A 13,170-nucleotide genomic window follows, 5' to 3' on the forward strand; every position below is an offset into this window, starting at 1 on the left:
CGCCAGCCGATCGCGCTCGGCGCGGTCCAGTTCGGCCGCCAGCGCGGTGCGTTCACCGGACGTCAGCATCCTGGCTCCTCTCCACTTCCTCGGATTCCCCGCGCGGCGGCCTCGGCGGCCGCGCTCGAACCCATGGTGGTGCGCCCGGTGCCGCCCGCGCTGCCACGCCTCCCGCTGGATGGAAGGGAAATCCGCCACGCCCGGCCGGGGCGGCCATGATCACCGGGTCACAGTCCCGGCCCCTCGGAGGAGACCCATGCCCATCGACCCGACCCGCGCGCTCGGCGCGGAGCTGCCACCGCGCGAGTTCGCCTGGACACCGACCGACGTGGCCCTGTACCACCTCGGCGTCGGGGTGGGCGCGCGCTGGACCGACCCGGGCGAACTGCGCTACCTCGACGACCGCACCCCGGTCGTCCTGCCCACCTTCGCCACCGTCGCGCCCACCCTGCGCGACACCGAACCGCCGACGGTGCGCTTCCCCGGCGTCGACATCGACCTGGCGCGGGTCGTGCACGGACACCAGGAGATCGTGGTGCACCGCCCGATCCCGCCGACGGGCACCGGCGTCGCCACCGGCCGCCTCACCGAGGTGTGGGACAAGGGCTCGGCGGCCGTGCTGGTGCAGGAACACACCGTCGCCGACCCGGCGGGCGAGCCGCTGTGGACCGCGCGCTCGTCCATCTTCGCCAAGGGAGAGGGCGGGTTCGGCGGCGAGCGCGGTCCCCGGGCCGTCGCCGGAACCCCCGATCGCGCACCCGATCTCGACGTGACGGTGCCGACCCTGCCGCAGCAGGCGCTGCTCTACCGGCTCTGCGGCGACCGCAACCCGCTGCACTCCGACCCGGCCTTCGCCCGGGCCGCCGGATTCCCGGACCCTATCCTGCACGGGCTGTGCACCTACGGCATCGCCGCCAAGGCGCTCACCGACGCCGCCCTGTCCGGCGACCCGGCCCGGGTCGCCGGCTTCCACGCGCGCTTCGCCGGGGTCCTCTACCCGGGCGAGACCCTGCGCATCCGGGCCTGGCGCGGCGAGACCGGGCTCACCGCCGTCGCCTCCGCCCCGGAACGGGACGACGCCGCGGTCCTGTCCGACGTCCGCCTGACCTGGCGGTGACCCGGACGCGCCCCGGCGGACCCGGGGCGCGTCAGCGGGCGGGGTGGTCCTGTGCCGGTCCGGCGGCCTTGGCTCCGGGCTCGTCGAGTCCGGGCGGGACCGGCGCCTCCGATGGGGGGACGATCCGGCGCGGCATCATCGCGCACGCGCACACCAGCACCAGCGTCGACGCGGCGATCGCCGCGAACACCCCGTGCACGGCCGAGGCGAGCGTGTGGGGCGCGGGCGGATCCTCGCCGCCGAGCCGGGCGGTGACCAGCGCGCCGAACACCGCGACGCCCACGGCGCTGCCGAGGGAGCGGGCGAACATGTTGGCCGAGGTCACCACCCCGCGTTCGGACCGGCGGGCCGCGGTCTGGGCGGCGATGAGCGTGGGGGTCGCGACCAGGCCCATGCCCGCGCCGACCACGAAACACGAGGCGGCCACCTGCCACAGCGGGGACTGCTCGCCGATCAGCAGCGTCGAGGCGGTGCCCGCCGCCGCCACACCGCTGCCCAGCACCGCGCAGGCGCGGAAGCCGAAACGCAGGTAGACGCGCCCAGCGTTGGCCGCCGACAGCGGCCAGCCCAGGGTCAGCGCCCCGGTGACCACCCCGGCCACCAGCGCGCCCGTGCCGAGCACGCCCTGGTTGAACATCGGCACATAGGTGGTGAAGCCGAACAACAGCGCCCCGCCGAGCATCGAGGCGGCGCTGCTCGCCACGACGACCCGGCGGGTGAACAGCCACAGCGGCAGGACCGGGTGCTCGGCGCGCGTCTGCGCGGCAACGAACAGCGCCAGCAGGATCGCGGCGCAGGCGAACACGCCGATCCCGGTGGGGGAGGACCACCCCCAGCTCCGGCCGCCCTCCAGGAGCCCGAGCACCAGCGCGCCCGCGCCGACGGTCAGCAGGGCGGCCCCGGCGTAGTCGACGCGCCGGTGGCCGTGCGGCGCGGTCTCGGCGAAGCGGCGCGCCAGCAGCCACGCGGCCGCGCCCGCCAGCGGCAGATTGACCAGGAAGATCCAGCGCCAGCCGAGGTAGTCGGCGAAGACGCCGCCCAGCAGGGGGCCGGTCACCGACGCCGCCGCCCACACCGCGGCCAGGTAGCCCTGCACGCGGGCGCGTTCGGTGAGGGTGTACAGGTCGCCGGCGATCACCATCGTCGTCGGCTGGATCGCGCCCGCGCCCGCGCCCTGGACGGCGCGGAACACGATGAGCGAGACCATGTTCGGCGCGAGCCCGCACAGCAGCGAACCGAGCGCGAACAGGGCGATGCCGCCGAGGATCACCGGCTTGCGCCCGACGCTGTCGGCCAGCGCCCCGTACAGCGGCACGGTGACCGCCTGGGCGAGCAGGTAGCTGGTGAACAGCCACGGGAACAGCGCGAAGTCGCCGAGCGCCGTGGTGATCGACAGGACCGCCGTGGCCAGGATCGTCGAATCCAGCGCCACCAGGCCGGTGGCCAGCATGAGCGCGGTCAGGACGGGCCCCCGGTCGCGACCGGCGCCCGCGCCGAGGTCCGGGGGCAGCGTATCGGTGGCCACGCTCAGAAGCGGATCCGCACGGTGCCCGAGCACGGGCGGGCCTGGCAGGCCAGGGTGTAGCCCGCCGCGATGTCCTCCGGTTCCAGCACCGTCGGGCCGGGCATGCTCACCTCGCCGTCCACGACCGTGGCCGCGCAGGAACCGCATTCGCCCTCGCGGCAGGAGTAGGGCACGTCGAGGCCGCCCGCCAGCATCACGTCGACCAGGGTCCGCGAGCGCGGCCAGCTCAGGCTGTGCACGGCCCCGTCCAGCTCGACCTCCACCGTCGCGGCGTCCTCGCCCTCGGTCGCGGTGATCGCCTCGGTCTCGGCGAACGGGTCACCGGAGAGCGAGGTGAAGACCTCGCTGGTGATCCGCTCCCGCGGCCAGCCCGCTCCGCCCAGCGCGGCGCGCACCGCGTCCATGAACGGGCCCGGCCCGCAGACGAACGCCTCGCATCCCGGGAACGGCGCGGCCAGCGCGGCCAGCGCCGCGGCGCCGGGCAGGCCCTGCACGGATTCGAGCCAGTGCAGCACGGTCAGCCGCTCGGGGTACCGGGCGGCGAGCTCGCGCAGCTCGGCGGCGAAGATCACCGAGGACTCGTCGCGGTTGGCGTAGCACAACACCACCCGCCCGCCGCCGCGCGCCAGCGCGGACCGCAGGATCGACATCACCGGGGTGATGCCGCTGCCCGCGGCGAAGAGCAGCAGATCGGTGTCGAGCGACGCGGGCGTGAACGCCCCCGAGGGCGGCAGCACCTCCAGCGTGTCGCCCGCAACGATGTTGTCGCACAGCCAGTTCGACGCGTAGCCGCCCGCGGTGCGCTTCACCGTGACCTTCGGCGGTTCCCCGGTGAAGGGCGAACTGGCCAGGGAGTAGCAGCGCGCCACCGCGCCTTCCGATCCGGGCACGCGCAGGGTGAGGAACTGGCCGGGCCGGTAGGCGAAGCGCTCCGCCGCCGCCTCGGGCACCTCGAACACCAGCGACCGCGCCTCGGCCGTCTCCTCCACCACGGCGACGACGCGCAGGGTCACGGCCCGCGCGGTCCGCGGCGCCTCGGCGATCGCTCTCGTCACTGGTCCTCCTCCGAACGGGTACCGGGCCCGGAACTCCCGGCGCGTGCGGGCACGGCGCCGGTCCGGGACGTGTGCTCCACCGTCGCCGCAGGCGCGCGCCTTGGCGAGCGCCTGTTCCCGATGGGCGGGACAACGCCGGCGCCCGCCCGCTGATCGGGAGGATCACCCGGTCCCGGCCCCGCGCGGACCTAGCGTCGCGGCGTGGACACTCGATATTCCGGGGGCGCCCGATGAACCGCATGCAGAACACCGTCGCGCTGGTCACCGGCGCGGCCCGGGGCATGGGCCGCGCCCATTGCCTGCGCCTGGCCGAGGAGGGCGCCGACATCCTCGCGCTCGACGCCGACACCGACACCGCCGCCACCGAGCTCGCCGAGACCGCCGCGGCGGTGACCGCCGCGGGCCGCCGGTGCGTGACCGGCACCGCCGACGTGCGGGACCGCGACGCGCTCACCGCCGCCGTCGCGGCCGGGACGAGCGAACTGGGCGGCGGTCTGGACGTGATCGTGGCCAACGCCGGCGTCTACGCCGACCTGGCGCCGTCGTGGGAACTGACCGACGAGGCCTGGCAACGCACGGTCGACATCAACCTGACCGGCGTGTGGCACACCGTGTGCGCGGCCGTGCCGCTGCTGGCCGAGGGCGGTTCGGTCGTCCTCGTCAGCTCGACCAACGGGCTGGTCGGCGCGGCGAACGCCGCCCACTACTCCGCGAGCAAGCACGCCGTGGTCGGCCTGGCCCGCACCCTGGCCAACGAGCTGGGCCAGCGCGGCATCCGGGTCAACACCGTGCATCCCGGTTCGGTCGCCACGCCGATGATCCTCAACGACGCGGTGTACGCCAAGATCCGGCCCGACCTCGCGCACCCCACCCGCCAGGACGCGGCCGAGGCACTGGCCGCCCGCACCCTGCTCCCGGTGCCGTGGGTCGACCCGGTCGACGTGGCGAACGCGGTGCTCTTCCTCGCCTCCCCCGAGTCCCGTTACGTGACGGGAACCCAGCTCGTGGTGGACGCCGGACTGATCCAGAAGGTGTGACATGGGACGTGTTTCGGGAAAAGTAGCCCTCGTGACGGGCGCCGCGCGCGGTATCGGCCGCGCGCAGGCCGTCCGCCTGGCACAGGAGGGCGCCGACATCGTCGCCGTCGACCTGTGCGGCCCGGTCGACACGGTGGTGACCCCGCCTGCGACGCCGCAGGACCTGGCCGAGACGGTGCGTGCCGTGGAGGAGACCGGCGCCCGCGTCGTGGCCGCCACCGTGGACGTCCGGGACGGCGCGGCGCTGCGCGAGACCGTCGACGCGGCCGCCGCGGACCTCGGCGGGCTCGACATCGTCTGCGCCACCGCCGGGATCAGCTCCAGCGGCGCTGCCCTGGATCTCACCGAGGCGCACTGGCGCACCATGATCGACGTCAACCTGACCGGCGTGTGGCAGACCTGCAAGGCCGCCACCCCGCACCTGATCGCCCGCGACGGCGGGTCGATGATCCTCACCAGCTCCATCGCGGGTCTGCGCGGGCTGGTCGGGGTCGCCCACTACGTCGCCGCCAAACACGGTGTCGTCGGCCTGATGCGGTCGCTGGCCAAGGAACTCGCGCCGCACAACGTGCGGGTGAACTCGATCCACCCGACCAACGTCGACACCCCGATGATCCAGAACGACGTGGTGCGCGGCATGTTCCGGCCGGACCGGGAAAACCCGACCCGTGCGGAGTTCGCCGAGGCGGCCCGGCTGATGAACATGCTGCCCATCCCGTGGGTGGAGCCGGTCGACATCGCCAACGCCGCGTTGTTCCTCGCCTCCGACGAGGCGCGCTACATCACCGCGGTCACGCTGCCGGTGGACGCGGGCAGCACCCAGCGCTGACCCGGTCCCCGACGACGAAGAACGGCTCCACCCGGATCGGGTGGAGCCGTTGTTCGTCGTGCCGGACGGATTCAGCCCGCCTTGCGGGTGAGGAAGGCCAGCACCGCCGACTCGAAGGCGTCCTTCTGCTCGATCATCGCCCAGTGCCCGCAGTTCGGGAACACGTGCAGTTCCGCGTTCGGGATGGTGCGCATGGGGATCAGGGCCATGTCCAGCGGGCTGACGCGGTCGTCGCGCCCCCAGGTGAGCAGGGTCGGCGCCTGCACCTTGTGCAGCATCGCCCACGGCGGCGGCGCGTCGGAGGACTCCATCGCCCGCACCATGGCGGCGAAGGCGGCCTTGCTGTACATCCGGCGCGCGCTGTCCAGCGTCGCCGGGTCGGTCGCCTGGGTCCAGCGCTCCTCGATCAGCTCCTCGGTGACCAGCGCCGGGTCGTACACCATCGAGTACAGCCACTGGATCAGCCGCTCCCGGGTGGGGTCGTCGGTGAACTCCTGCAGCAGCTTGATGCCCTCGCCGGGGCCGGGGCTGAAGATGTTCTTGCCGATGCCGCCGATGGTCACCAGCCGGCCGACCCGATCCGGGTGCGCGATGGCGTAGTTGAGCGCCACGCCGCCGCCCATGGAGTTGCCGACGATGTCCACGCGGTCAAGGCCGAGGGCGTCGACGAAGCGGACCACCGCGTCCAGCGCGGTGATCATCGGGTGCCCGCCGAAGTCGTCGCTCTCGCCGAAACCGGGGAATTCGAGGATCAGGCACCGGAAGCGCTCGGCGAACACCGCGAGGTTGCCGCGGAAGTTGCGCCAGCCCGTGACGCCGGGACCCGATCCGTGCAGCAGGAGCAGCGGCGGGCCGTCACCCGCCTCGTGATACCGCAGCACGCCCGCGTCGGTGCGGATCTCGCGCCGGGTCGACTCGAATCCGAACTCGTTCACGCGTGCGTCCCGCCGTCGATGCGGATCTCGGTGCCGGTGATGAACGCGCCGTCCTCGGAGACGAGCATGGCGATCACCCCCGCCACCGCGGTCGGGTCGCCCATGCCCGCGCCGCCGGACTCCAGGTCGGTCGGCAGCACGGGGGACAGCTTGGCGAACAGCGCCCAGTCCGCGTCGGCGGGCACGTAACCCGGTGTGGCGTCGGTGATCCCGGACTTGATGCTGCCCGGCGCCACGCTCACCGCCCGCAGCCCCTTGCCGCCGAACTCGAGGGCGAGCGCGTGGGTGAAGGACTGGATGCCGCCCTTGCTGGCCGCGTAGGCCGCCATGTACGGGTGGGCGAACGCGGCCGAGGTGGAACTGAAGTTGACCACCGTGGAGCGCGGATTGGCCAGCAGCGCGGGCAGCGCCTCGCGCACCACAAGGAACGTGCCGGTGAGATTGACCCGCAGGATCAGGTCCCACAGCTCGAGGCTGGTCTGCTCGGTGTGCGAGGCGCGCAGGATGCCCGCCGCGTTGACCACCGAGTCCAGGCCGCCCAGCGTCGCGACCGCGTCGGCGACGCCGGTGGCCACCGACGCCTCGTCGCCGATGTCGAGGGTGGCGGTGGTCAGCCGGTCGGCGACCCCGCGCCGCTCGGCCTCGGCCGCCGTGGCCGCCAGGCCGTCCGCCGATACGTCGGCGCCGACCACGACCGCGCCCTCCTCGAGCAGGCGCAGCGCGGTGGCCTGCCCGATGCCGGAGGCGGCGCCGGTGACCAGCGTCCGGTGGCCGTCGAGTCTGTTCATGGGTTCTCCTTCTCGTCGGATGGCGCGCTCAGCCGAGCCGGCCGGGGACCGGCTCGTGCCGCAGCGCGTCGGTGGTCACGTCGCCCGCGCGGACGGCGTTCTCGATGGTGTCGCGCAGCGCGGGACAGGTCGGGATCCAGTTGCTCGGCTCGCCCAGCGCCGCGCGCCGGGCGAATTCCGGGCACGCGGACTGGGCGTCGTCGAGCCACTGCACGCTGGTGTGACTCGGGCTGTACTTCTCGACAAGGACGCGGTTACCGCAGGTACCGCACTGCAGAGGGTGCATGATCGCCGCCGTTCCTCAGCGCAGGCCCGCGGCGTGGCGCGCGCCCACGTAGCCGAACACCATCGCGGGGCCGATGGTCGCGCCCGCGCCCGCGTAGTCGTTGCCCATCACCGCGGCCGAGGTGTTGCCCGCGGCGTAGAGGCCGTCGACGACCGAACCGTCGGCGCGCAGCACCTGGGCGTTCTCGTTGTAGACCAGCCCGCCCTTGGTACCCAGGTCGCCGATCCGCACGCGCAGCGCGTAGTAGGGGCCCTTGTCGAGGACGTCGAGCGCGGGCCGGGGCAGGGTCGGATCGCCGTAGTAGTTGTCGTAGGCGCTGGCACCGCGGTCGAAGTCGTGGTCCTTGCCCTCGCGCGCGAAGTCGTTGTAGCGCACGACCGTCGCCGCGAGCGCGTCGGTGGGGACACCGATCGCGGCGGCCAGTTCGGTGACCGTGTCGGCGGTCCGCACCAGGCCGGTCTCGAGCCAGTCCTTCGGGAACTTCTGGCCGGGCACGATGCCGCCGATCGGGTAGCGGCTCTTGGCCCTGGCGTCGAAGATCAGCCAGGCCGGGTCGTGGCCGCCCGCGAGCTGGGCGTGCACGAAGGTCACGTACGGCGAGGACTCGTTGGTGAACCGGCGGCCGGTGCCGTCGACGATGATCGAGCGCGGGATCGACCGTTCCGACACCAGCACCTGGTTGATGCCGTCGGGGCGCTGGAACGAGGGCATCCACCACGCGTCGTCCATGAGATCGACCGCGGCGCCGGCCGCTTCGCCCGCGACGATGCCGTCGCCGGTGTTGTCGGTGGACGCGGCGCTGAAGTTGTCGCGGCCGCCCTCGGGCAGATACCGCTTGCGCATGGCCTGGTTGTGCTCGAAGCCGCCGGTGGCCAGCAGCACGCCGTGCCGCGCCCGGATGCGGTACTCGCGGCCGTCGCGTTCGGCGACCACGCCGAGCACCGCGCCCGCGTCGTCGGTGACCAGCGAGCGCATCGGGGTGTTCAGCCACAGCGGCACGTCCGCGTCGCGCAGGGCGAGCCGCAGCCGGGCGATGAGCGCGCGGCCCAGGGTGTCCATGTGGCGGCGCAGCAGGATCGCCTTCACCGCGCGCAGGCCGGTCAGCAGCGCGGTCCAGCGCGCCTTCCAGGTGCGGGTCACCATGTTGAGCTGGACGAAGTCCTTGGAGGTGATGAACAGGCCCGGCGGGGTCGCCAGGGCGGCGGGACGCAGCAGGTCCTCGTCGGCGCCGAGCTGCCGCAGATCGACCGGCAGCGGCTCGATCGAGCGGCCGTTCGGGCGGCCGCCCGGCGCCTCCGGGTGGTAGTCGGAGTAGCCCGTGCACCATTGGAAGCGCAGGTGCGGGCTGGTCTCGAGGAACTCGAGCATGCGCGGGCCCTCGTCGATGAACCGGTCGAGGTTGGCCGAGGGCACCCGGTCGCCGACGACGGCGTCGAGGTAGGCGCGGACGTCGGCGCGGGAGTCGCCGAGTCCCTCCCGCAGCAGGGTCGGGTTGTTGGGCACCCAGATGCCGCCGCCGGACAGCGCGGTGCTGCCGCCGTAGTGGGCGCCCTTCTCGATGACCAGGGTGTCCAGGCCGCGGTCGGCGGCGGCGAGTGCCCCGGTGAGGCCGCCCGCGCCGCTGCCGACGACCAGAAAACCGACTTCGTGATCCCAATGTTGTTCCGTGGCAGGCACGTGCGTCTCTTCCTTCCGGAGAACTCGGCGGTGGCGTCAGCCGAAGGCGATGTCGGACGCGGACCAGAACGCGCGCATCCCGGTGATGCGGGCGTCGGCGTCGAAGGTCATGACATCGATCGGCTCGATCGTGATGGTCTTGTCCCCGGCCCGGGTCACCACGCGCAGGCCGAAGGCCGCGTTGTCGCCTGCGACGCGGACGGTGAGCAGTTCGGTGTGGCGGGTGGTGCCGTCGAGCGCGCCGTAGAACTTCTCGATGGCGGCGCGGCCGGTGTGCGGTGCGGAACCGACCGGGTCCTCGACGGTCGCGTCCTCGGTGTAGAGGGCGGCGATGTCGGCGGCGGTGCCGGTGCCGACCAGTTCGACGTAGCGGCGCACGGTGGCGCGGATGTCGTCGGGTGAGGCCATGGGGGCTGCTCCTGGGGGTGTGGGGGTGGGATGTGTGAACCGAACCACAGCGGCCGGCCCGCGGGGCCGCGCCTTCCCGCCCAGCGGGAAGGCGCCGGTGTGCCGCGGGCCCCGCGGCCTATTCGCCGAGCATGTCGCGCACCGCGAGGTGGCTGAACAGCATGGACGCGCCGATCGGGTTGCCCCCGCCGGGGTAGACGGTGCCGCTGACCGCGGCCATGGTGTTGCCCGCGGCGTACAGGCCGGGAATCGGGGCGCCGTCGCGGTCGAGCACCCGCGCGGCGCTGTCGGTGCGCAGGCCGCCCTTGGTGCCCAGGTCGGAGATGCCGAACGCGGCCGCGTGGAACGGGCCCTGCTCGATGGTGACCAGGGGCGGCTCGCCGCCCGAGAAGGCCCGGTCGTAGGCTTCGTCGCCGCGGCCGAAGTCGGGATCGGCCCCGGCGGCGACGTGCTCGTTGAACCGCGCGACCGTGGCCTCGAGCCGCGCCGCGGGCACGCCGATCCGCTCGGCCAGCTCGGCGAGGGTGTCGGCGGTCTGCCACAGCCCCGCCGCCTCGTACTTCTCCGGCTCCACCATGGACACGTTGGTGGCCTTGATCGGCGGGACCCGCCCCTCCTTGTCGTCGTAGATCATCCAGAACGGCAGCGTCAGTTCCCCGGACTCGATGCGCTCGATCGCCGCGCGCCCGATCCGGTCGTAGGGTGCCGACTCGTTGACGAACCGCTCACCGTCCTGGTCGACGAAGATGCCGCCGGTGAACCACAGCGCGAACGCCGAACGCCCGTCGGGATGGGTCAGGCCCGGCGACCACCACGCCTGGTCCATGAGGTCGGTGTCGGCGCCGACGGCGATCCCCGCCCGGTGCGCGTGGCCCTGGTTTCCCCACGGCCCCATGGTGTCCCGCGCCGCGCCCGGTACCCCGTACCGCGCGCGCATCTCGTCGTTCTGCTCGAAACCGCCCGCCGCGAGGACGACCCCGCGCCGCGCCCGGATCGCCACCCGCGCACCGTCGCGTTCCACGATCGCCCCGGCCACCGCGCCGTCCTCCACGACCAGTTCGACCAGCGGGGAGTTCCGGTACAGCCGCGCGTGCGGGTAGGTCGACAGTGCCCGCAGGAAGCGGCCGATGAGCGCCTGGCCGCCGATGAGGAGATCCGGCAGCGGCGCGCCGAGCCGGTCGGTGTCGAGCGGGCCGCGCAGCGCCTCGCGCAGGTCGCCGAGTTCGCTCGCGGGCAGCGGGGTCGGCATGATGTGGCGCTGCCCGTCCAGGCGCGCCTTGGGCGCCGTGCCGAAGTAGTCCGGCCACGGCAGCATCTGGAAGTCGAAGTGGTCGTCGGCCTCCAGGTACTCGATGAGGTCGCTGCCCCGGGTGACGTAGGCGCGCTGCAGCTCGTCGGGGGTGCGGTCGCCGACGACGGCGCGGTAGTAGGTGAGCGCGTCGTCGAGGGTGTCGTCGGTGCCCGCGCGCCGCAGCACCGGATTGCACGGGAACCACACCCCGCCGCCCCCGGAATAGGCGGTCGTGCCGCCGAACTTGTCGGTCGCCTCAACGACCGCGACGCTGAGCCCCTCGCGGGCGGCGGTGTAGGCGCCGGCCAGGCCGCCACCCGATCCCGCGACCAGCACGTCGACCTCGTCGTTCCACATCACCACAGCTGACCTCCTGTGTCAGTTCGCACTGCGCCCGACGGTAGGCCCGCCCGGACCGCCGGCGGATCGCGTCGTCCCGATCACCGGGAGGCGCGGAAATGTGCCGGTCAGCGGGACGAGGGCCTGCTCGCGCGCGCCCGCGCTCCCTACCGTCGCGGCAGAACCGGTCTCCAGCGAAAGGCAGTCACCGTGAACCCCGAGAACCCCTCGTCACCGGCGGGCCAGGACCTCCTCGACGTGGTCGTCGTCGGCGCAGGCATCGCCGGCCTGTACGCCCTGCACCGCTTCCGCAGCCGCGGGCTGCGAGTGCGGGTGTTCGAAGCGGGCGACGGCGTGGGCGGCGTCTGGTACTGGAACCGCTATCCCGGCGCCCGCTGCGACGTGGAGAGCGTCGACTACTCCTACTCCTTCGACGAGGACCTGCAGCAGGAGTGGGACTGGAGCGAGAAGTACGCCGCCCAGCCGGAGATCCTGGCCTACCTGAACCACGTCGCCGACCGTTTCGACCTGCGCCGCGACATCGTCTTCGGCACCCGCGTCACCGACGTCGTGCTCGACGAGGACGCCCTGACCTGGCGCGTCACCACCGACACCGGCGAGGCCGTGACCACGCGGTTCGTCGTCCTCGCCACCGGACCGCTGTCCAACGCCAACACCCCCGACATCCCCGGCCTCGACACCTTCGCGGGCACCCTGCTGCACACCTCGCGCTGGCCGCACGAGGGCGTCGACCTGACCGGGCAGCGCGTCGGCGTCATCGGCACGGGGTCCTCCGGCATCCAGGCGATCCCGGTGCTGGCCGAGCAGGCCGCGCAGCTGCACGTCTTCCAGCGGACCGCCAATTACAGTGTGCCCGCGGGCAACCGGCCGCTGTCGGACGCCGACCGGGCCGCGCAGAAGGCCGGCTACCCCGAACGGCGCAGGCTGTCGATGGCCAGCGGCGGCGGCTCGCCGCACCAGGCCAACCCCTTCCCGACGCTGGCCGTGGACGAGGCGCGGCGTCGCGAGGCCTTCGAGGAGCGGTGGGCGCTGGGCGGCGTGCTGTTCAGCAAGACCTTCCCCGACCAGCTCACCGACCTCGCCGCCAACGACGCCGCGCGCCTGTTCTGGGAGGAGAAGGTGCGCGCGGTCATCGACGACCCGGCGGTGGCGGAGCTGCTGGTGCCGCGCGACCACCCGATCGGCACCAAGCGGATCTGCACCGACACGAACTACTACCAGACCTACAACCGCGACAACGTCGAGCTGGTCGACCTGCGCGCCACCCCGATCGAGCGGATCGACGCCGCGGGCGTGTGGACGGGCGCGGCCCACTACCCCCTCGACACCCTGGTGCTCGCCACGGGTTTCGACGCCATGACCGGCTCGGTGTCGAAGATGAACATCGTCGGCCGCGGCGGCGAGACCCTCAACGACGCGTGGCGCGAGGGACCGAAGACCTATCTGGGGCTCGGCGTCGCGGGTTTCCCCAACCTGTTCAATCTCACCGGGCCGGGCAGCCCGTCGGTGCTGGCGAACATGGTGCTGCACTCGGAACTGCACGTCGACTGGGTCGCCGAGGCGATCGGCCACCTCGACGAACGGGGCGCCACGGCCCTGGAGGCGCGCGCCGACGCGGTCGAGGACTGGGTGCGCGAGTGCGCCGAACGCGCCGAGGGAACCCTGATGACGCAGGCGAATTCGTGGTACCTGGGGGCCAACATCGCGGGCAGGCCGCGGGTGTTCATGCCGTTCGTCGGCGGTTTCGGGGTCTACGGCCGGATCATCACCGAGGTCGCGGCCGCGGGCTACAAGGGTTTCGACATCCTCGAACTCTGAGGCGACGGGAGCGGGGGCCGTCCGGTACGCACCGGACGGCCCCC

General features: G+C 73.2%; 13 protein-coding genes. 5 read left to right on the plus strand and 8 right to left on the minus strand.

All coding sequences use genetic code 11. The features are described from left to right. Together ON36_RS35805 and chsH3 are read left to right on the plus strand one after the other, a co-directional pair. Window positions 1-219 (plus strand): hypothetical protein (locus ON36_RS35805; protein WP_218001186.1); only part of this gene is annotated, 219 nt, incomplete at its 5' end. A 37-nt stretch (window positions 220-256) separates the two neighbouring features. Next, the gene (gene chsH3 / locus ON36_RS10460) at window positions 257-1,117 is read left to right on the plus strand and encodes an enoyl-CoA hydratase ChsH3 (RefSeq protein WP_043650790.1); all 861 of its coding nucleotides are present in this window, start codon (window positions 257-259) and stop codon (window positions 1,115-1,117) included. A gap of 31 nt (window positions 1,118-1,148) precedes the next feature. Here the strand turns inward: chsH3 and ON36_RS10465 are convergent, their stop codons facing one another. Together ON36_RS10465 and ON36_RS10470 are read right to left on the minus strand one after the other, a co-directional pair. Then, window positions 1,149-2,642: an MDR family MFS transporter gene (locus ON36_RS10465; protein ID WP_043650791.1), complete on the minus strand. Its 1,494-nt coding sequence runs from the start codon at window positions 2,640-2,642 to the stop codon at window positions 1,149-1,151. A gap of 2 nt (window positions 2,643-2,644) precedes the next feature. Beyond that, the gene (locus ON36_RS10470) at window positions 2,645-3,697 is read right to left on the minus strand and encodes a ferredoxin--NADP reductase (protein WP_083885049.1); all 1,053 of its coding nucleotides are present in this window, start codon (window positions 3,695-3,697) and stop codon (window positions 2,645-2,647) included. A gap of 230 nt (window positions 3,698-3,927) precedes the next feature. Here ON36_RS10470 and ON36_RS10475 point away from each other — a divergent pair, with 230 nt between their 5' ends. After that, window positions 3,928-4,734, plus strand: a complete 807-nt coding sequence (locus ON36_RS10475) for a mycofactocin-coupled SDR family oxidoreductase (protein ID WP_043650792.1) — start codon at window positions 3,928-3,930, stop codon at window positions 4,732-4,734. Between the two features lies 1 nt (window position 4,735). Further along, window positions 4,736-5,563: a mycofactocin-coupled SDR family oxidoreductase gene (locus tag ON36_RS10480; RefSeq protein WP_043650793.1), complete on the plus strand. Its 828-nt coding sequence runs from the start codon at window positions 4,736-4,738 to the stop codon at window positions 5,561-5,563. Window positions 5,564-5,634: 71 nt separating this feature from the next. On the opposite strand, the gene ON36_RS10485 is transcribed toward ON36_RS10480, so the two are convergent. The 6 genes from ON36_RS10485 to ON36_RS10510 form a co-directional block, all read right to left on the minus strand. Continuing rightward, the gene (locus tag ON36_RS10485) at window positions 5,635-6,498 is read right to left on the minus strand and encodes an alpha/beta fold hydrolase (RefSeq protein WP_043650794.1); all 864 of its coding nucleotides are present in this window, start codon (window positions 6,496-6,498) and stop codon (window positions 5,635-5,637) included. Continuing rightward, window positions 6,495-7,286, minus strand: coding sequence for an SDR family NAD(P)-dependent oxidoreductase (locus tag ON36_RS10490; protein WP_043650795.1), 792 nt, complete (start codon window positions 7,284-7,286; stop codon window positions 6,495-6,497). Before ON36_RS10490 ends, ON36_RS10485 begins: the two co-directional genes overlap by 4 nt. Before the next feature lie 28 nt (window positions 7,287-7,314). After that, a complete protein-coding gene (locus ON36_RS10495) occupies window positions 7,315-7,572 on the minus strand; it encodes a hypothetical protein (protein WP_043650796.1) in 258 nt (85 codons plus the stop codon). Window positions 7,573-7,587: 15 nt separating this feature from the next. After that, a complete protein-coding gene (locus ON36_RS10500) occupies window positions 7,588-9,249 on the minus strand; it encodes an FAD-binding protein (protein ID WP_043650797.1) in 1,662 nt (553 codons plus the stop codon). Between the two features lie 36 nt (window positions 9,250-9,285). Next, window positions 9,286-9,657, minus strand: a complete 372-nt coding sequence (locus tag ON36_RS10505) for a nuclear transport factor 2 family protein (RefSeq protein WP_043650798.1) — start codon at window positions 9,655-9,657, stop codon at window positions 9,286-9,288. 118 nt (window positions 9,658-9,775) lie between these two features. After that, a complete protein-coding gene (locus tag ON36_RS10510) occupies window positions 9,776-11,305 on the minus strand; it encodes an FAD-binding protein (RefSeq protein WP_043650801.1) in 1,530 nt (509 codons plus the stop codon). Window positions 11,306-11,497: 192 nt separating this feature from the next. Here ON36_RS10510 and ON36_RS10515 point away from each other — a divergent pair, with 192 nt between their 5' ends. After that, window positions 11,498-13,126 (plus strand): flavin-containing monooxygenase, encoded by a 1,629-nt coding sequence (locus ON36_RS10515; RefSeq protein ID WP_043650799.1) that lies wholly within the window; start codon window positions 11,498-11,500, stop codon window positions 13,124-13,126. Window positions 13,127-13,170 lie beyond the last annotated feature (44 nt).

This window comes from Nocardia thailandica NBRC 100428, assembly GCF_000308795.1.
GTDB classification, from domain to species: domain Bacteria; phylum Actinomycetota; class Actinomycetes; order Mycobacteriales; family Mycobacteriaceae; genus Nocardia; species Nocardia thailandica.

Excerpts from the sequence above, each read along its gene's own strand:
- chsH3 (WP_043650790.1), top strand. The coding sequence starts at position 257 with ATGCCCATCGACCCGACCCGCGCGCTCGGCGCGGAGCTGCCACCGCGC.
- ON36_RS10510 (WP_043650801.1), bottom strand. The coding sequence starts at position 11,305 with ATGTGGAACGACGAGGTCGACGTGCTGGTCGCGGGATCGGGTGGCGGC.
- ON36_RS10490 (WP_043650795.1), bottom strand. The coding sequence starts at position 7,286 with ATGAACAGACTCGACGGCCACCGGACGCTGGTCACCGGCGCCGCCTCC.
- ON36_RS10495 (WP_043650796.1), bottom strand. The coding sequence starts at position 7,572 with ATGCACCCTCTGCAGTGCGGTACCTGCGGTAACCGCGTCCTTGTCGAG.
- ON36_RS10475 (WP_043650792.1), top strand. The coding sequence starts at position 3,928 with ATGAACCGCATGCAGAACACCGTCGCGCTGGTCACCGGCGCGGCCCGG.
- ON36_RS10480 (WP_043650793.1), top strand. The coding sequence starts at position 4,736 with ATGGGACGTGTTTCGGGAAAAGTAGCCCTCGTGACGGGCGCCGCGCGC.
- ON36_RS10505 (WP_043650798.1), bottom strand. The coding sequence starts at position 9,657 with ATGGCCTCACCCGACGACATCCGCGCCACCGTGCGCCGCTACGTCGAA.